Annotated in this window: 17 protein-coding genes and 1 pseudogene; 11 read left to right on the top strand and 7 right to left on the bottom strand. The window is 73.9% G+C overall.

Features of this window, described 5'->3' with window-relative positions; genetic code table 11:
- On the top strand, positions 1-1,142 hold a 1,142-nt coding region (locus IE145_RS29240; RefSeq protein WP_189528435.1), incomplete at its 5' end, for a heavy metal translocating P-type ATPase.
- Positions 1,143-1,214: 72 nt separating this feature from the next.
- On the opposite strand, the gene IE145_RS29235 is transcribed toward IE145_RS29240, so the two are convergent.
- The 3 genes from IE145_RS29235 to IE145_RS29225 are packed head-to-tail and all read right to left on the bottom strand — an operon-like array spanning position 1,215 to position 3,690.
- Positions 1,215-2,198: a 5-oxoprolinase subunit C family protein gene (locus IE145_RS29235; RefSeq protein WP_229825936.1), complete on the bottom strand. Its 984-nt coding sequence runs from the start codon at positions 2,196-2,198 to the stop codon at positions 1,215-1,217.
- On the bottom strand, positions 2,198-2,941 hold the full coding sequence (locus tag IE145_RS29230) for a 5-oxoprolinase subunit B family protein (protein WP_189528434.1): 744 nt from the start codon (positions 2,939-2,941) through the stop codon (positions 2,198-2,200). The genes IE145_RS29235 and IE145_RS29230 overlap by 1 nt, the downstream gene beginning before the upstream one ends.
- Positions 2,938-3,690, bottom strand: a complete 753-nt coding sequence (locus IE145_RS29225) for a LamB/YcsF family protein (protein WP_189528441.1) — start codon at positions 3,688-3,690, stop codon at positions 2,938-2,940. The genes IE145_RS29230 and IE145_RS29225 overlap by 4 nt, the downstream gene beginning before the upstream one ends.
- Positions 3,691-3,808: 118 nt before the next feature.
- Here IE145_RS29225 and IE145_RS29220 point away from each other — a divergent pair, with 118 nt between their 5' ends.
- The 3 genes from IE145_RS29220 to IE145_RS29210 all read left to right on the top strand — a co-directional run bounded on the left by IE145_RS29220 (position 3,809) and on the right by IE145_RS29210 (position 7,335).
- Entirely contained in the window at positions 3,809-4,501 is a 693-nt protein-coding gene (locus IE145_RS29220) for an HD domain-containing protein (protein ID WP_189528433.1), read from the top strand.
- Between the two features lie 174 nt (positions 4,502-4,675).
- On the top strand, positions 4,676-5,920 hold the full coding sequence (locus tag IE145_RS29215) for a PQQ-binding-like beta-propeller repeat protein (RefSeq protein ID WP_189528432.1): 1,245 nt from the start codon (positions 4,676-4,678) through the stop codon (positions 5,918-5,920).
- A 119-nt stretch (positions 5,921-6,039) separates the two neighbouring features.
- Entirely contained in the window at positions 6,040-7,335 is a 1,296-nt protein-coding gene (locus tag IE145_RS29210) for a Cmx/CmrA family chloramphenicol efflux MFS transporter (RefSeq protein WP_189528440.1), read from the top strand.
- On the opposite strand, the gene IE145_RS29205 is transcribed toward IE145_RS29210, so the two are convergent.
- Both IE145_RS29205 and IE145_RS29200 read right to left on the bottom strand, forming a co-directional pair.
- A complete protein-coding gene (locus IE145_RS29205) occupies positions 7,268-7,558 on the bottom strand; it encodes a DUF4031 domain-containing protein (protein WP_189528431.1) in 291 nt (96 codons plus the stop codon). The two genes, IE145_RS29210 and IE145_RS29205, sit on opposite strands and share 68 nt — an antisense overlap.
- Complete coding sequence (locus tag IE145_RS29200) at positions 7,555-7,926, bottom strand: DUF8819 family protein (protein WP_189528430.1); 372 nt, start codon at positions 7,924-7,926, stop codon at positions 7,555-7,557. Before IE145_RS29200 ends, IE145_RS29205 begins: the two co-directional genes overlap by 4 nt.
- Before the next feature lie 104 nt (positions 7,927-8,030).
- Between IE145_RS29200 and IE145_RS29195 the strand changes: the two genes are divergently transcribed.
- The 4 genes and pseudogenes from IE145_RS29195 to IE145_RS29180 form a co-directional block, all read left to right on the top strand.
- Entirely contained in the window at positions 8,031-8,948 is a 918-nt protein-coding gene (locus IE145_RS29195; protein WP_030718487.1) for a MurR/RpiR family transcriptional regulator, read from the top strand.
- Between the two features lie 70 nt (positions 8,949-9,018).
- Positions 9,019-9,999 (top strand): N-acetylmuramic acid 6-phosphate etherase, encoded by a 981-nt coding sequence (gene murQ, locus IE145_RS29190; protein ID WP_189528429.1) that lies wholly within the window; start codon positions 9,019-9,021, stop codon positions 9,997-9,999.
- Positions 10,000-10,048: 49 nt separating this feature from the next.
- A complete protein-coding gene (locus tag IE145_RS29185) occupies positions 10,049-11,605 on the top strand; it encodes a PTS transporter subunit EIIC (RefSeq protein ID WP_189528428.1) in 1,557 nt (518 codons plus the stop codon).
- A gap of 186 nt (positions 11,606-11,791) precedes the next feature.
- A pseudogene (locus IE145_RS29180) lies at positions 11,792-12,415 on the top strand (NADPH-dependent F420 reductase); the annotation flags it as partial.
- 12 nt (positions 12,416-12,427) lie between these two features.
- On the opposite strand, the gene IE145_RS29175 reads toward IE145_RS29180, so the two are convergent.
- Positions 12,428-13,039 (bottom strand): Uma2 family endonuclease, encoded by a 612-nt coding sequence (locus tag IE145_RS29175; RefSeq protein ID WP_189528426.1) that lies wholly within the window; start codon positions 13,037-13,039, stop codon positions 12,428-12,430.
- Between the two features lie 253 nt (positions 13,040-13,292).
- On the opposite strand from IE145_RS29175, the gene IE145_RS29170 reads away from it, so the two are divergent.
- Together IE145_RS29170 and IE145_RS29165 are read left to right on the top strand one after the other, a co-directional pair.
- The gene (locus tag IE145_RS29170) at positions 13,293-15,095 is read left to right on the top strand and encodes a PP2C family protein-serine/threonine phosphatase (protein WP_189528425.1); all 1,803 of its coding nucleotides are present in this window, start codon (positions 13,293-13,295) and stop codon (positions 15,093-15,095) included.
- On the top strand, positions 15,092-15,553 hold the full coding sequence (locus tag IE145_RS29165) for a response regulator (RefSeq protein WP_189528424.1): 462 nt from the start codon (positions 15,092-15,094) through the stop codon (positions 15,551-15,553). The genes IE145_RS29170 and IE145_RS29165 overlap by 4 nt, the downstream gene beginning before the upstream one ends.
- On the opposite strand, the gene IE145_RS29160 is transcribed toward IE145_RS29165, so the two are convergent.
- Positions 15,519-17,945 carry an ATP-binding protein gene (locus IE145_RS29160; RefSeq protein WP_189528423.1) on the bottom strand — a complete coding sequence of 809 codons (2,427 nt, stop codon included), beginning with the start codon at positions 17,943-17,945 and terminating at the stop codon, positions 15,519-15,521. The genes IE145_RS29165 and IE145_RS29160 overlap by 35 nt on opposite strands.
- A gap of 124 nt (positions 17,946-18,069) precedes the next feature.
- Between IE145_RS29160 and IE145_RS29155 the strand changes: the two genes are divergently transcribed.
- Positions 18,070-18,240, top strand: a complete 171-nt coding sequence (locus IE145_RS29155) for a DUF5670 family protein (RefSeq protein ID WP_010071635.1) — start codon at positions 18,070-18,072, stop codon at positions 18,238-18,240.
- Positions 18,241-18,249 lie beyond the last annotated feature (9 nt).

Below are 18,249 nucleotides of genomic sequence, written 5' to 3'. Positions count from 1 at the left end.
CCCGTCGTACCCTCGGCTACTGGCTCGGCAACGGCGCCGGACTCACCGCCGCCTTCACCGCGGCCGTCGCCGTCCTCATCATCGCCTGCCCCTGCGCCCTCGGCCTCGCCACCCCCACCGCCCTCATGGTCGGCACCGGACGCGGCGCCCAACTCGGCATCCTCATCAAGGGCCCCGAAGTACTGGAGACGACCCGCCGCGCCGACACCATCGTCCTCGACAAGACCGGCACCGTCACCACCGGCCGCATGACCCTCCAGACCACCCACACCACCGACACCACCACCAAGGACGAAGTCCTGCGCCTGGCAGGCGCCCTGGAGAACGCCTCCGAACACCCCATCGCCCAAGCCGTCGCCACCGCCGCCACCGACACCACCGGGCCGCTCCCCACCCCCGAGGACTTCGCCAACGTCCCCGGCCTCGGCGTCCAGGGCATCGTCGAGGGCCACGCCGTCCTCGTCGGCCGCGAACAGCTCCTGGCCGAGTGGGAGATCCGGCTGCCCGCTCCCCTCGCCGAGGCGAAGAAGGCCGCGGAGGCCGCCGGGCGCACCGCGATCGCCGTCGCCTGGGACGGCGAGGCGCGGGCGGTGCTGGAGGTCGCCGACGCGGTCAAGGACACGAGCGCCGAGGCCGTCCGCCGGCTCCGCGCCCTCGGTCTGACCCCGATCCTCCTCACCGGCGACAACCGGGCCGTGGCGGAGTCGGTCGCGGCCGAGGTCGGCATCGACGAGGTGTACGCGGAGGTCATGCCGCAGGACAAGGTCGATGTGGTCAAGCGCCTGCAGGCCGAGGGCCGCTCGGTCGCGATGGTCGGGGACGGGGTCAACGACGCCGCCGCCCTCGCCCAGGCCGATCTGGGGCTCGCGATGGGCACGGGCACCGACGCCGCCATCGAGGCCGGGGACCTGACCCTGGTCCGCGGCGACCTGAACGCCGCCGCCGACGCGATCCGCCTCTCCCGCCGCACGCTGTCCACCATCCGCACCAACCTGTTCTGGGCCTTCGCCTACAACGTCGCCGCCCTCCCGCTGGCCGCCGCCGGCCTGCTCAACCCGATGATCGCCGGGGCCGCGATGGCCTTCTCGTCGGTCTTCGTGGTCGGCAACTCCCTGCGGCTGCGCACCTTCAAGGGGGCCTGAGGCATCGAGCAGCGGCGCGGCGGGACCCCCGGTCCCGCCACGCCGCTGTGCGCATACGCGTGCGCGCCCGGATCACGCGCGTACGAAACGCAGCCGCGTCCCCGGCACCGCCTGCGCCGCCGCGGCGAGGGCCCGTTCCGGCACGACACCGATGACCGGGTAACCGCCGGTCGTCGGGCGGTCGTTGAGGAAGACGACGGGCCGGCCGTCCGGCGGCACCTGGATCGCGCCCAGCACCGTGCCCTCGCTGGGCAGTTCGTCCGTACGGGAACGCTCCAGCGCCGGGCCCTCCGTGCGCAGGCCGATGCGGTTGCTGTGCGGCGAGACCCGGTAGGCGGCGGTGAGGAGCGTACGGAGCGCCGCCCCGGTGAACCAGTCGTCGCGGGGCCCGGGATGGACCGGGAGCACCAGTTCGGCGGGGGCGCCCGGCCAGGGCACCGGGCCGGCGGCGGGCAGCGGGCCGCCCGACACCGCTTCGCCCAGCGGGAGTTCGACGCCCTCGGTGAGCGGGGCGGGCCCGAGCCCCGAGAGCAGGTCCGCCGAACGGCTGCCCAGCACCGGGTCCGGCACCAGCCCGCCCGCGAACGCCAGGTAGCTCCGGAGTCCCGTCCCGGCGGGGCCCGCGTCCAGCACCGCGCCCGCGGGCACCCGGACCGGGGCGCCCCACGCCACCGGCCGCCCGTCGACCGTCACCCGGCAGCCCGCCCCGCCGACGACGGCCACGACCGGCCGGTCCGGGCGGACCGCGCACCCGGTGAGGGTGGTCTCCAGGACGGCGGCGTCCGGCGGGTTGCCCACCAGCCGGTTGGCCAGCCGGGCGGCGGGCGCGTCCAGCGCCCCGGCCCGCCCGACCCCGAGGTGCGCCAGGCCGGGGCGGCCCGCGTCCTGCACGGTGGTCAGCGCTCCGGGACGTACGACGTGCAGGCAGTGGCGGGCGGGCGCTCCGGGGCGTATGACGGGAAGGCGGCGTCCGGCGTCCAGCACCACGTGTCCGTCCGGCACCACGTGTCCGCCCGGCATCACATGTCCGCCCGGCACCACGTGTCCGTCCGGCATCACATGTCCGCCCGGATGTCACCCGCGCGGGGAGCGGGCAGCGCGGCCGCCGCCCCCGCCTCCACCGGGACGAATCTGACCGGTGTCCCCGGTACCAGCAGCGCCGCCGGGTCCCGGCCCGGATCCCACAGGACCTCCGGGTCCGGCATCCGCCCGACGAGCTGCCAGCCCCCGGGCGACGGGCGCGGGTACACCCCCGTGTAGGGCCCGGCGAGGGCCACCGCCCCGGCCCGGACCCGGGTGCGCGGGGTCGTGCGCCGGGGCACGTGCAACCGCTCGGGCAGCCCGGTGAGATAGCCGAACCCGGGGGCGAACCCGCAGAACGCCACCCGGAACGCGGTACGGGAGTGCAGGGCGGCCACCTCGTCGGCCCCGACGCCCCAGAGCCGGGCGACCTCGTCGAGGTCGGGGCCGTCGTAGATCACGGGCACCTCCACGGCCTCGCGGTCCTCGCGGCGCAGCGGCTCCACCCGCCACGAGGCGAGCTCCCGGGCCAGCCGGTCCCGGGCCCGGGACCCGGGCGTGCGCTCCGCGATCCCGTCGAGGAGGACGGTGCGGGCGGCCGGGACGATGTCGCGTACGGCGGGGAGTTCGCCGCGCTCGCGACGCCGGAGCAGTTCGGCGTGGAAGGCCTCCGCGTGCTCGCCGTCGGGCAGCTCGACGAGCAGCGCGTGCGGCCCGGCGGGCAGGACACGCGACTCCCCCGGGCCGCCGGGGGAGCCGGGGCCACCCGTCCCGCTCACGCGAACGCCCGTACCGCGACGCCCGCTTCCTCCAGGGCCGCCCGCACCCGGCGGGCGAGGGCCGCCGCGCCCGGGGTGTCCCCGTGGACGCAGAGCGAGCGCGCGGAGACCGGTATCCGGCTGCCGTCCGCCCCGGTCACCGCCCGTTCGACGGCGATCCCGACGCTTCGGCGTACGACGTCGTCCGGGTCGTGCACCACCGCGCCCGGCTCGCCGCGCGGCACGAGGGTGCCCCGCGGGGTGTACGCGCGGTCGGCGAAGGCCTCCTCCACGGCGGGCAGTCCGGCCTCGGCCGCGTGGGCGAGCAGCCGGGATCCGGGCAGTCCGAGCACGGCCAGGCCGCCGCCCGCGAGCCGGACGCCCGCGACGACGGCGGCGGCCTGGTCGTCGTCCCAGACGGCCCGGTTGTAGAGCGCGCCGTGCGGTTTGACGTAACTGACCGTGGACCCGGCGGCCTGGGCGAAGACCCGCAACGCACCTATCTGGTAGGCGATCTCGGCGGTCAGCTCGGCGGGCGGCACGTCCATCGACCGCCGCCCGAACCCGGCCAGGTCCCGGTAGGAGACCTGCGCCCCGATCCGGACGCCCCCGGCCGCCGCCGCGTCGCAGACCCGCCGCATCACGGAGGCGTCGCCCGCGTGGAAGCCGCAGGCGACGTTGGCGCTCGTGACACAGGCCAGGAGCGCGTCGTCGTCGGTCAGGGTCCAGTTGCCGAAGCCCTCGCCGAGGTCGGCGTTGAGATCCACCATCACGGGCGCACGGTAGGGCGGTCCCGGCCGGGCGACAAGGGCCGGTCCGGTGGGCGGACCCCCTCGCCCCCGACCCCGTACGCAACGAACCGGCCACGTACGTCCTAGAGTCGCCCCCATGACGGACCACAGCCCCCACCCGCCCCACGGCTCCGACGGCGACGACGCCGGTCTCCGGGACCGCTGGCACGACACGCTGGTGGCCGCGCGCGCCGGGGCGGAAGGACCCGATCCGCTGCCGTACGCCGAGAACCTCCTCGCCCGCTGGGCCGAACCGCAGCGCCGCTACCACACGACCGCCCACCTGAGCACGGTCCTGGACCGGGTCGACACCCTGGCCGGCCACGCCGACGACGTGCACGCGGTACGGCTCGCCGCCTGGTTCCACGACGCGGTCTACCGGCCCGACCGGAGCGAGAACGAGGAGCGCAGCGCCGCCCTCGCCGAGCGCGCGCTGGCCGAGGCGGGGGTGCCGGACGCGGCGGTGGCGGAGGTCGCCCGGCTGGTCCGGCTCACCGTCACGCACGACCCGGCCGAGGGCGACCGCAACGGCGAGGTGCTGTGCGACGCCGACCTGGCGATCCTGGCGGGCGGCCCGCAAGAGTACGGGGCGTACGCGGCGCAGGTCCGGGAGGAGTACGGCTTCGTCCCGGACGAGGCGTTCCGGGCGGGCCGCGCGGCGGTGCTGCGGCAACTCCTCGGCCTGCCCCGGCTGTTCCGTACCCCGCACGGCGCGGCGGAGTGGGAGGCGCGGGCCCGGCACAACCTGGCGACGGAGCTGGAGCTGCTGACCTCGTCCGGCACGGCCTGACCACGCGTCCCGCCCCGCAAATGTTCCGGTTCGTTCACGGTGTCGTCCCGGTCGCGCCCTCGCCCGACCGGTGAAGCCGATCGACCGCTAACGTCTCGCATCGCAGATGCACACACTCCACAAAGACAACCCGTTTATCTTTCCGCTCACACAACTCCACGGGGGTAAGGCGAAATGTCCCAGGGACTCGGTATGAAGGTCGGCAGAACTTCCCGGCGGCGAATACTGCGACTGGCCGGGGGCGGTCTCACGATGGCGGTGCTCGGGGCCGGCCTGACCGGCTGCGAGGACGAGCTCGAGACCGGTGGCGAGGGCAGCACGCCGCCGCCGCGCGGCAAGTCCCCCGAGAACGGCGGGGGCGACCAGGGGGGCAAGGACGGCGGGGCCCCCGCACCCCTGTGGACGAAGTCGACCTCGGCGCAGACGTACGGGGACAACGACGAGCTGGTGACCGTGGACGGCGTGGTGATCGCGAGCGGCGATCCGCTGGCCGCGCTCGACGGCGCGACCGGCAAGGAGCGGTGGTCGCTGCCCGGCGGCGCGGTGCCCGGCGCGCCGCTGCTGCTCGGCAACGGCACGCTGTACCTGGCCAGCGGCAGGTACGACGGCAACGTCATCGGCTACGTACCGGGGTCCGGCAAGGAGACCTGGCGCAGCCACCTCGGCAAGGAGTACCGGCAGCCCAGGCCGATCGCGGTGGACGGCGAGCAGGTGTACGTCATCGCCGAGATCCTGGAGGCGGACCACTCCTCCCACTCCAATGTGATCGCCGCGCTCAACAGCACCACGGGCAAGGTCGCCTGGAAGGAACAGCGGGACCTCGGCACCGAGCAGAACGGCATCCACGCCGCCGTACAGGGCCGCTATCTCGTCTACACCGACTTCAAGAACAACCTGACGGTCCGCGACACCGCCACCGGCAGGCAGGTGTGGACGCAGAAGACGACGAAGACGAGTTACGGGCCGTTCGTCGTCCACCAGGACCTGGTGATCGTCCCGCAGGGGCAGCGGCTCCAGGCCTTCGCGCTGGCCGACGGGGCCGAGAAGTGGTCCGTGGAGGCCGGAGAGTTCTCCCTGTTCCGCGAGCCGAGCCTCGTGGAGGACGTGCTGTACATCGCGGACAGCGGCCGCACGCTGTGGGCCCTCCAGCCGGGGACCGGGAAGAAGGTCTGGCAGTCCACGGCCCTCAAGGACGCGGGCGCGCAGGTGCCCCGGCAGTTCGTGAAGGCGGGCGGCACCCTCTACGCGGCCACCGACCTGGACCCGCAGGGCGGCATCCACGCCTTCGACCCGAAGACGGGCGCCCTGCGCTGGACGTTCAACGACAGGACCGGCGACCACCACGCCTGGCTGGTGGCCACCGACGGGAAGCGCGTCTACGCCCTGCACGGCAAGAAGCTGCACGCCCTGCCCGTGTGACACCTGGCCCGTGTGACGGGGGTGTGAACGGGCCGGCCCCCTCCCGGCGCCGGGGAATGCGGAGGCGTTCCCCGGCGTTGGGACGAGTCATGCCCGACTCTCCCTCCCGCCGCGCACCCATGCCCCTGGCCGTATACATTCTCGGCCTCTCGGTCTTCGCTCTCGGCACCAGCGAGTTCATGCTGTCGGGCCTGCTCCCGCCGATCGCCGACGACATGAACGTGTCGATCCCGCAGGCCGGGCTCCTCATATCCGCGTTCGCGATCGGCATGGTGGTCGGCGCCCCGCTGCTGGCCGTCGCCACACTGCGGCTGCCGCGCCGCACCACCCTCATCGCGCTGATCTCGGTGTTCGGCCTGGGCCAGATCGCCGGTGCGCTGGCGCCGACGTACGAGGTCCTCTTCGCCTCCCGCGTCGTGAGCGCGCTGGCCTGTGCGGGATTCTGGGCGGTCGGCGCGGCCGTGGCCATCGCGATGGTCCCGGTGAACCAGCGGGCGCGGGCGATGGCCGTGATGATCGGCGGTCTGTCCGTCGCCAATGTGCTGGGCGTGCCGCTGGGGGCCTTCCTCGGTGAGCACCTCGGCTGGCGCTCGGCGTTCTGGGCGGTGGGCGCGGCCTCCGCGGTGGCCCTGGTCGGCGTGGTCACCCGCATCCCGCACATCCCGCTGCCCGAGAGGAAGCCCGAGCTGAAGCGGGAGCTGACGATCTACCGGGACCGGCAGGTCTGGCTGGCAATCGTGATCACCGCCCTCGCGGCGGGCGGGGTGTTCTGCGCGTTCAGCTATCTCGCACCGCTGCTGACGGACGTGGCGGGTCTCGGTTCGGGCTGGGTGCCGTGGATCCTCGGCCTGTTCGGGGCGGGTGCGCTGATCGGCACGATGATCGGCGGCCGGGTCGCGGACGCGCACCTCTTCGGGGTGCTGCTGAGCGGGATCACGGCGTCCACGGTGTTCCTGGTGGCGCTGGCCCTGCTGGCGTCCAGCCAGGTGGCGGTGGTGGCGCTGTCCTTCCTGCTGGGCCTGTCCGCCTTCTTCACGGCCCCGGCGCTGAACGCCCGGATGTTCAACGTGGCCGGGGCCGCCCCGACGCTGGCCGGGGCCACCACGACGGCCGCGTTCAACCTGGGCAACACGAGCGGCCCGTGGCTCGGCGGCACGGTGATCGACCTGGACTTCGGCTTCGCCTCCACGGCCTGGGCGGGCGCGGCGATGACGGCCCTGGCCCTGGCGGCGGTGGGGGCGGCCCTGCGGCTCCAGCGCGGCGGGACGGGCGGGACCGGCGGGCCGCGGTCGCGGTCCCGGCTGATCGCGAAGAGCACGGCGGCGAAGAAGGCGGGCGCGGGCGGCGCTACCCGGGCGGCGGGGGCCCCGTCGGCGCCGGGCGCCCCTTCGGCCGCCTCAGTCCGGCGGCCGTGAGGCGCCGGACCAGCTCCTTCGAGCCGACCTCCCGGGCCCCGGCCCGTACCGCGTCCGCGTAGTGCGCCTCCGGTACGTCGTAGTGGTCGCGCTCGAAGGCGCGCGGCGGGCAGCCGATCGCGGCGGCGAAGGCGTGCAGCTCCTCGAACGAGACATCGCTCACCAGGTGTGACCAGAGGCGGCCGTGACCGGGCCAGGTGGGCGGGTCGATGTAGAGCGTCACCGCCGCAGCACCTCGCCCAGCGCCCCCACCGGCGCCACCATCACGGCCGCCTTGGTGCAGACCCAGTGCGGGTCGGGCCCGAGCTCCGGTTCGACGTCCAGGGCGTGCGGCTCGTCCTCCGGCGAGCACGCGGGGCACAGCGGCCACCGCCCGTACCGCTCCAGCAGTGCGTCCTGGAGGTCCTGGGCGACCAGACCGGCGACGAACTCCGCGCCCTCGGGCCACTGCTCCACCCACCACCGGCGGTGCGTCACCGCGTCCTCGACCAGCGAGACGATGTCCGCCTCGGCGACGTCGGCCGCCGCCAGGTCGGCCATGACGAGGGCGCGGGCGGTGTGCAGGGACTGCTCCAGGGCGTTCAACTCCATGCACCCATTGTGCGCCCGCGTGCAGCGGGCCCGTCCGAGGATCCCGCCAGAGGTAGGGACCAGAGGGGGTTGACGGCTCACGAGGTTGAAAATATCTTTCAGATGTGACCAGTGATGTGAAGGAAATTTTCAGCAGCGACTCGCCGCCGGCCCCCGCGGCCCTCGCCGCCAAGGTCCGGACCCTCGCCCCCTCCATGACCCGTTCGATGCAGCTGGTGGCCGAAGCCGTGGCGGGCGACCCGGCCGGCTGCGCCGCCCTCACCGTCACCGGCCTCGCCGAGCGCACCGGCACCAGCGAAGCCACCGTCGTCCGCACCGCCCGCCTCCTCGGCTACCCCGGCTACCGGGACCTGCGCCTCGCGCTGGCCGGTCTCGCCGCGCACCAGGAGTCGGGCCGGGCCCCGGCCGTCACCGCCGACATCGCGGTGGACGACCCGATCGCCGACGTGGTCGCCAAGCTCGCCTACGACGAGCAGCAGACCCTCGCCGACACCGCCGCCGGGCTCGACACCGTACAGCTGGGGGCGGCCGTCGCCGCCGCGTCGACCGCCCGCCGCATCGACATCTACGGCGTCGGGGCGTCCTCCCTGGTCGGCCAGGACCTGGCCCAGAAGCTCCTCCGGATCGGGCTGATCGCCCACGCCCACATGGACCCGCACCTCGCGGTGACCAACGCCGTGCAGTTGCGCAGCGGCGACGTGGCCATCGCGATCACCCACTCCGGCTCCACCGGTGACGTGATCGAGCCGCTGCGGGTCGCCTTCGACCGCGGGGCGACGACGATCGCGATCACCGGGCGGCCCGACGGGCCCGTGTCGCAGTACGCGGACCACGTGCTGACCACCTCCACCGCGCGCGAGAGCGAGCTGCGCCCCGCCGCCATGTCCAGCCGGACGAGCCAGCTGCTCGTCGTGGACTGCCTGTTCATAGGCGTCGCGCAGCGGACGTACGAGACCGCCGCGCCCGCCCTGGCCGCCTCCTACGAGGCGCTGGCCCACCGCCACACCCCGCGCACCCGCTGACCGCCCCCGGCCCGCCCCACCCCCGTACGCGTACGAGACCGAGCACCCCGAGAAAGCTGAGCCGCACCTCATGACCTCCACCACCGACGCGAACACCGACACGCCCGGCGCCACCGGGGCCGCCGGGACCTACGGCGAGCTCCGTGCCCAGCTGGCCACCCTCACCACCGAGGCGTTCCGCCCCGAGCTGGCCGAGATCGACCGGCTGTCCACCGAGGAGATCGCGCGGATCATGAACGGCGAGGACGCCACGGTCCCGGCCGCCGTCGCCGAACGGCTGCCGCAGATCGCCGCGGCCATCGACGCCACCGCCGAGCGCATGGCGCGCGGCGGCCGGCTGGTCTACGCGGGCGCGGGCACGGCGGGCCGGCTCGGGGTGCTGGACGCCAGCGAGTGCCCGCCCACCTTCAACACCGACCCGGCCGAGGTCGTCGGACTGATCGCGGGCGGCCCCTCCGCCATGGTCACGGCCGTCGAGGGCGCGGAGGACAGCAAGGAGCTGGCCGCCGCCGACCTGGACGCCCTAAAGCTGACCGCCGACGACACGGTGGTCGGCATCTCCGCCTCCGGCCGCACCCCGTACGCGATCGGCGCGGTCGAGCACGCCCGCACGCGGGGGGCCCTGACGATCGGCCTCTCCTGCAACGCGGACTCGGCGCTCGCGGCGGCGGCCGAACACGGACTGGAGGTCGTCACCGGCCCCGAGCTGCTCACCGGCTCGACCCGGCTGAAGGCGGGCACGGCGCAGAAGCTGGTCCTCAACATGATCTCGACGGTCACGATGATCCGGCTCGGCAAGACGTACGGGAATCTCATGGTCGACGTCCGCGCCTCCAACGAGAAGCTGCGGGCCCGCTCCCGGCACATCGTCTCCCTGGCCACCGGCGCGTCCGACACCGCGATCGAGGCCGCCCTCACCGCCACCGACGGCGAGGTCAAGAACGCGATCCTGGTCATCCTCGGCCAGGTCGACGGCCCCACCGCCGCCCGGCTCCTCACCGAGTCCGCCGGCCACCTCCGCGCCGCGCTCGCGGCCGTACGCACCACCTGACCCACCCGGGTACCCCGCCCCACCCCCCGCACAGCAAGGCACCAGCACCATGGCCACTGAAGACAAGAACCGCGCCACCGCGGCCGCGATCCTGCCGCTCGTCGGCGGGGCCGCGAACGTCGCCTCCATCGCCCACTGCATGACCCGGCTCCGCCTCGGGCTGCGCGACCGGTCCCTCGTCGACGACGAGGCGCTGAAGGCCCTGCCCGCCGTGATGGGCGTCGTCGAGGACGACACGTACCAGATCGTGCTGGGTCCGGGCACGGTCGCCCGGGTCACCCCGGAGTTCGAGCAACTGGTGGAGGAGGCCCGCGAGGCCGCACCCCCGCGGACCGCCGTCTCCGCCGACGACCTGGCGGCGCAGGGCGCGGCGATCAAGGCCCAGCAGAAGGCGAAGAACGCGACCCCCTTCAAGCTGTTCCTGCGGAGGATCGCCAACATCTTCGTGCCGCTGATCCCGGCGCTCATCGGCTGCGGGATCATCGCGGGCCTCAACGGTCTGCTGGTGAACCTCCAGTGGCTGCCCGCCGTGACGCCCGCGCTGGCGGCGATGGCGTCGGGCTTCATGGCGCTGATCGCGGTGTTCGTGGGCTACAACACGGCGAAGGAGTTCGGCGGTACGCCGGTCCTGGGCGGTGCGGTGGCGGCCATCATCGTCTTCCCGGGCGTCGCGGACATCGACGCCTTCGGCCAGACGCTCTCGCCCGGCCAGGGCGGTGTACTGGGCGCCCTGGGCGCGGCGGTCCTCGCCGTGTACGTGGAGAAGTGGTGCCGCCGGTGGGTGCCGGAGGCGCTGGACGTCCTGGTCACCCCGACCCTGACGGTCCTGATCTCCGGTCTGGTGACGATCTTCGGCCTGATGTTCGTGGCCGGGGAGATCTCCTCCGCGATCGGCACGTTCGCCGACTGGCTGCTCTCCAACGGCGGCGCGGGCGCGGGCTTCGTCCTCGGCGGCCTGTTCCTCCCCCTCGTCATGCTGGGCCTGCACCAGGCGCTGATCCCGATCCACACGACCCTCATCGAACAGCAGGGCTACACGGTCCTGCTGCCGATCCTGGCGATGGCCGGGGCGGGCCAGGTCGGCGCGGCGATGGCGGTCTACTTCGGCCTCCCGCGCAACGAGTCGATCCGCCGCACGATCCGGTCGGCGCTCCCGGCGGGTCTGCTGGGCGTCGGCGAGCCCCTGATCTACGGCGTCTCGCTGCCGCTGGGCCGGCCGTTCGTCACGGCGTGCGTGGGCGGGGCCTTCGGCGGCGGCTTCGTCGGCCTGTTCAACCAGCTCGGCGACACGGTCGGCTCGACGGCGATCGGCCCGTCCGGCTGGGCCCTGTTCCCGCTCCTGGACGGCAACCACGGCCTGGGCTCGACGATCGCGATCTACGCGGGCGGCCTGCTCGTGGGGTACGTCGCCGGCTTCCTCGCCACGTACTTCTTCGGCTTCAGCAGGGACCTGCTGACCGAGTTCAACGTCTCCCAGGAACCGGCCCCGTCCACGGTCGCGGCCACGGGCGGCCCGACGTCGGCGACCACGCCCGGCACCCCCGGCGGCCCGGACTCCGGCGGCACGGACCCGGGCTCCCCGGCGAGGACCCCGGCGGGGGTCTGACCTCCGTCCCGAGCCCGCTCCGCGCGTTCCCGGCCCGCCGCCCCACCCCCGGGGCGGCGGGCCGGGGCGCCTTCCGGACCACGCCTTCCGTCCCACGCCCCGCGTCGTGCGGCCTACACCTCAAGGGCCGCCCCACCCCGGTCTCCGGCCCGATCCGCCCCGGGTACCCCGCCGCCTAGCGTCGTCCACATGCGAATCGGACTGCTCGGCACCGGAAATGTCGCCCGCGCCCTCGCCGACGGCTGGCGCGCCGCAGGGCACGACGTCCTCCTCGGATCGCGTCATCCGAAGGAACGGACCGACCTCGGCCTGCCCGTCGCGGGCCTCGACGAGACGGCCGCCCACGCGGAGGTCCTGGTCAACGCGACGCCCGGGGGCGTCTCCGTGGACCTGCTCCGCTCGATCGGGGCCCCGGCGCTGGCCGGCACCCTGCTGATCGACGTGGGGGTCGGCCTCTCCGACGACTTCAGCGCCCTCACCCACCCCAACAGCAGCCTGGGCGAACTGATCCAGGAGGCCTTCCCCCTGACCCCCGTCGTCAAGACGCTCTGCACGATGGACTCGACCACGATGGCCGCCCCGGGCGAACTCACCGAACCGGGCACGGTCTTCCTCTCCGGCGACGACCCCGAGGCCAAGGCCGCCACGGGCCGACTGCTCACGGACCTCGGCTGGCCGGCCTCCTCCCAGCTGGACATCGGCGGCATCACGACCGCGCGCGGCCAGGAGCACTTCGCGTTCCTCTTCATGGGGATCGCGGGCGGGGTGAACTCCCACACCTTCAACATCAAGGTGGTCACCCGTCCGTAGTCGCCCGCCGGCTCACGAGGCGCCCGGGAACTCCCCTGTCGGCAGCTGTACGTCGAACGGGGACGGCACCGTCAGCGGCTTGCCGAACGGCACCGCGTCCGTGTGCTTGAAGGTGCCGTCCTCGTTCGGCTCGGTGAAGAGGGTGACCATCGGCCCCCGGGTGTCGAATCGGTCGATCAGCAGATACATCGGGACGCCGGCCCGGGCGTACGCGCGGTACTTCTTGGTGCGGTCCTCCCGGGCGTTGCCCCGCGAGGTGATCTCGACGACGAGCAGCGCCTCCGAGGCGTCCATCGGGTCGCTGGTCTCCGGATCGGCGGCGGCGATCAACTCGGTGGGCATGACGACCAGATCGGGGACGTACAGCTTGCCGAGCGGCGCGATGTGGATGCCGAGGGTCTGGTAGATCTCCAGATCCTCGGGCAGCGTCGCGTAGAGCCTGCGCTGAACCCTGGCAGCGATCCCGTTGTGGTGTGCGTGCGGCGGCGGTACCAAAACGATCTGCCCCTCGTCGATCTCGGCGCGCCACCCCTCGGGCACGTCCAGCTCACGCCATGTCTGCAGGAGGTAGTCCCACGCGCGCCCATCCGATGCCTGGCCGTTCTCGACAAACGCTGCGGTCATCGCGGGTCCCTTCTTCCGTGGCCTTGCCGAGCAGGCCAGATCGGGGTTTCACGGCCGCCGGCCGTTCCCTCACAGCGTCCCACGAACGAGTGGCCGCGCGCAGGCAGCACGGCCTCGCCGCCCGCTGCCGGCGCCCCCGCCCCCGCCCCCGCCCCCGCCCCCGCCCCCGCCCCAGGCATGAAATCCGGCCCCCCGGTCATACTGGCCCAGGACAGGCAGCAGACAGCACACGACGGCACCGGAGGGCGGGGGCATGGTCGACGACGACACGTGGTCCGGCGCGTTGCACCGGCTCTGGCAGGCCGCTTCGCGGGCGGAGGAGGTCTCCGCGCTGGCGGACGACGTCTACGCCCCGCTCCTCGCCACCCCGGGCGTCCACCTCGTCGTGGGCACGCGATGGGACGAGTACCGGACTCTGCGGTACATGCGGGCCCTCGGGGCGGACGGCGATGCCCCGGTGATCGTCGCGACGGCCCGTTCGATGCCGGGAGCCGCCTCGCGTGAACCGGACGGCGCACCGGTCGTCACCCGGTCCCCGGCCGGCGAGCTCGACGACGCGGCGTGGCCGGAGGCGGAGTTCCTGCGGGAGTCGCCGGGGGCGTCGGTCGTGGCGTGCACGTTCCGGCTCGACCGGAACGGCTGGGCGGGGCTCAGCGTCGCCGTGGACGCCTCGGCGGACACGGAGAGCGTCGCGCGCCGTCTGGAGCAGGCCGTCGACGTCATCGTCGCCTGCCACACCGGCATACTCCAGCGCGGCCGCGAGGCCAGACGGAGCGCCGATGACGCCCTGCTCGCCGAGGCGTCGCTCCAGATGGACTCGTCGCTCGACGTCGAGGACACTCTCAGACGGGTGGCCCGGATCGCCGTCCCGGCCGTCGCGGACGGCTGCCTCGTCCACCTGCTGCGCAAGGACGGACCCGAGTTCGTCGCCGCCACCCATGTCGCCGTCCAGCAGCAGCGCGCGCTGGAGGAGACGGGCCGCGACGACCCGTGGCTGGCCGCGCTCCTCGTCCGCCGCGACGACGGCGACCAGGCCCTGTTTCTGAGCGGCGCCGCGCTCGACGGGTCCCCGTTCGCCGCTTCCGGCCCCGCCGGGGCCGGGCGGCACCCCACGGTGGTCAGCGTCAGCACCCTGCACGCCCGTGGCCGCGTCGTCGGCAGCATCACCTTCATCTACCAGCGCCCCGCGGACCGCCTGCCCGACAGCACCTTCCTCGACAGCCTCGCCACCCGCGCCGCCCTCGCGATCGACAACGCCCTGCTGTACGAGCTGCGCCGGCACGCCGTCCTGTCGCTCCAGGAGCATCTGCTCCCCTCGCGGCTCCCGGCCGCCGCAGGCTGGGACCTGTCGGCGAGTTACGAGGTCGGCGACCCGATGCTCGACGTCGGCGGCGACTTCTACGACGCCGTGCCCCGCCCCGACGGCTCCATCGCCCTCTTGATCGGCGACGTCTGCGGGCGCGGCGCGGAGGCCGCCGCCCTCACCGGCCTGGCCCGGCACACCCTGCGCACGCTCCTGGAGGAGGGCACCGCCCCGGGCACCGCGCTGAGCCGCCTCAACCGGTCCCTGCGCCAGGAGGGGGCGTCCCGCTTCCTCACCGCGGTCGTCGTGACGATGACGCCCCGGACCGACGGCACCGTGCTCCTCACCACGTGCAGCGCGGGCCACCCCCGGCCGTTGGTGCTCCGCGCGGACGGCTCCATCGGCGAGGTGGTCTCGGGCGGGCTGCTCCTCGGCATCCTGGACGACGTCTCGTACGAGAGCCACGAGGACTTCCTCGCCCCGGGCGACACCCTCGTCCTGTTCACCGACGGGCTCACCGAGTCCCGGGAGGCGGACGGCACGTACTTCGAGAGCGTCCTGCCCGGACGCCTCTCCGCCCTGCGCGGCAGCGAAGCCGCCCAGGTCGCGGAGAGCCTGGCCCGGCAGGCCAGGGCCTTCCGCGCCTCCGGGCAGGACGACATCGCCCTGCTCGTGGCCCGCTGGAACGGCATCACGCACTCCGAGGGCCTGCTCCCTCTGGAAACCATGCTCGAACAGGCGGCGTTGCGATGACCGGTGGCGGACTGATCCTGGTGGTCGAGGACTCGGAGGAGGACACCGAGGCCATCCAGCGCGCCCTGTCCCGCTCGCATCCCTCCCTGGACCTGGAGTTCGCCCCGCGCAGCGAGGACGTGCTCCCCCGGCTCCTGGCCCCGGCCGCGCGCACCCCGGACCTGCTGCTCCTCGACCTCAACATGCCGGGCACGGACGGCCTGACGCTGCTGTCGAGTCTGCGCGCCCACCCCGCCTGCGCGTCGCTGACCGTGGTGGTCTTCACCTCCTCCACGGCCTCCGCGGAGGAGGACGCCTGCTACGCGGCGGGCGCGGACAGCTACATCTACAAGCCCGTCAACTTCGAGCTGTTCCAGACCGTTCTGCAGGGCGCGGTCGACTTCTGGCTGCCGGGCGCGACTGACGACTCGGCCGACGCCTCAGTCACGGCCGCCCCTCCGGCGGCTCCTCCAGCGTGAACCAGACAGCAGTGCCGGGACCTCCGCCGCAGTCCGCGTCCGGCGCGGCGGCCGGGCTCTCCAGCCACAGCCTTCCCCCGTGCCGTTCCACGATCCGTTTGACCACGGCGAGACCGACGCCCGAACCGCCGCCCCGCTCGTCGCGGCGGTGCAGCCGGCGGAACAGCTGAAGGACGTCCGCCTGCTGCCCGGCCGGGATCCCGATGCCGTTGTCCCGGACGACGAGAGCCGTCACCGCACTCCCGTCCGCCCCGTCGCCCTCACCCGCGCCCTCCTCAGGAGCCCGGCCCGGCGCGGCGATCCGTACCGCTTCCACCCAGACCCGCCGGTCCCCCGCACCCTCGTCCGCCGCGTACTTCGCCGCGTTCACGAGCAGGTTCTCCAGCACCTCCCGCAGCCGCTCCCGGTCCGCCCGCAGCCGGGGCAGAGCGGCCCGGCGTACCAGCGTCACCCCCTGCTCGGCCAGCCTGCCCCCGGCCACCACCAGAGCGTCGTCCAGCACCTCGTCCACCGACAACACCTCCCGCTCCAGGCCCACCTGCCCCAGGCGCGAGAAGTGCAGCAGCGAGTCCAGCAGCCCGTCCATGCGCTGCGCGAGCCGCCGCACGGTGGTCAGCCGGCGCAGCGACGTCGTGTCCAGTACGGCCCCGGCGTCCTCGACGATGAACGCGGCCGCGTTCGAGATCCCCCGCAACGGCTCCTTGAGGTCGTGCGCCGCCGCGTGCGCGAACGAGTCCAGGTCCTCGTTCGTCCGGGCCAGTTCCGTGTTCCGCGCCTCCAGCGCCACCACCTGGCGGGCCAGCAGCCCCGAAACCTCCCGCCACAGCTCCCCGGCGACCACCCGCTGGACCGGAGTCCAGGGCGCGCTCCGCCCCCGTACGGTCGCCCGGTAGACCGCCGCCGAACCGCGCGGGGTCAGCCGCTCGCCCCCGGGCCCCGTACGCACGGGGCGGGACGGGTCGGCGGCCCACTCCCGGGGCGCGGGGCGCTCACGACGCCACCAGGCCAGCAGATCGCCGTCCCTGTTGAACGGGAGAAGGAGCAGACCGGCCGGGACCCCTTCCGCCTCGGCCTCCTCCGGTCCCAGGCCCAGCACTTCGGGCAGCCGGTCGCTGCTCCACACCTCGCCGACGGCCCCGTCCTGCGCGAGCCGGGCCAGCAGCCCGGGCAGCGCCTCGGGCAGCGGCGCCCCCGCCACCGACATCTCCGTCCCCCGCAGCAGCACCGCTCCGTCCGCGTCGAGCAGTTCGGCAAGCCCGGATCCGGTCCTCATCAGCGCGTCCGGCGCCCAGGACGTCAGCCGGGCCAGCAGGGTCGCGAGCGCCCGCCGGTTCCGGGCCAGCTCGTCCGCCTCCTCGCGCCCGGCGACGGCCGCCAGTTGCAAGGACAGCGCGATCCCGAAGAACTCGCACGCCGCCCGCACTTCGGGCGACAGTCGCCTCGGTTCGTCGCCGTGGCAGGCGATCAGCCCCCACAACTCGCCCTCGTGCAGCAGCGATACGGACATGGACGAGGCCACCCCGATATTGCGCAGGTACTCCAGGTGGTAGCCGGAGACCGTCCGCAGCACGGACGCGGAGAGGTCCAGCGGCTCCCTCGTCTCCTCCCGCACGGCGGGCACGAGCCCCGCAGTGCGGTCGTCCACGTCGCCGATGACCCGGATCCAGTTGCGGGCGTAGAGGCGGCGGGCCTGCGGCGGGATGTCGGTGGCCGGGAACCAGAGCCCCAGCCACGGTTCGCGCCCCTCGCCGCAGGTCTCCGCGATCACCTGGCCGGGTCCGTCGCGGCCGTCGAAGCGGTACGCCACCACGCGGTCGTAGCCGGTGAGCACCCGGATCTCCCGGACGGCGGCCGCACAGCACTCGGTGACATCGTCCGCCCCCTGGAGCTTCTGGAGGGCGCGCCGCACCCGGGGGTAGAAGTTCTGGAACACGAACGGCCCGTCCTCGGACCGGGGTTCGAACTCCAGAACAAGCAGATCCCCGTTCCGGTGCACGGTCACGTCGAACAGCCGGGCCCCGCCCGCACCCTCCAGGGTCAGCGGCAGCACCCCGGAGGACGCGGGCCCTTCCTGCGGGGCGACCCTGCCGGAGTCCGTCACCGCCTCCGCGCTCTTCCGGGCCTGTGCCCACTGCTCGTCACCGATCAATTCCGTGACCGGCCGGCCCAGCAACTGCCCGGCCGCGCGACCCAGCACCTCGGCCGTGTTCCGGCTCACGGTGTCCACGACGGCGTCGTCCCAGCGCGCGGCGATCAGCGCCCCGTACGACTGGACACCGCCGAGCAGATGAATCGGCTCGCGCACGCACTGCGACAGGTCGAACTCCTGGCTGACCCCGGCCTCGGCCGCGACCGCCCTGGGGGTGAGCCACCCCTGTACGTCTTCGGACACCGTCTCTTCTCCGTCCCTCGGCTGCGCCCTTCCTATCACCCGGGCCACGGACAAAAATCACCCGGGAATCCACGCGTGTAGGAAAAGCATCAGCGGGAACCTGAATTTCCGGAGGTTGATAATCATGGTTCCCCTGCTTCTCGTTCTTCTGCTCGCCCTGGTTCTCTTCGGCGCCGGATTCGCGGTCAAGGCTCTCTGGTGGATAGCCGTGATCGTCCTGGTGCTCTGGCTCATAGGGTTCTTTGTCCGCCCCGCCGCGAGTGGCGGCCGACGCGGGCGGTGGTACCGCTGGTAGCCGCACCGG

This window comes from Streptomyces sindenensis (assembly GCF_014649035.1).
Classification (GTDB): domain Bacteria; phylum Actinomycetota; class Actinomycetes; order Streptomycetales; family Streptomycetaceae; genus Streptomyces; species Streptomyces sindenensis.
This window is presented reverse-complemented; position numbering and strand designations above follow the sequence as displayed.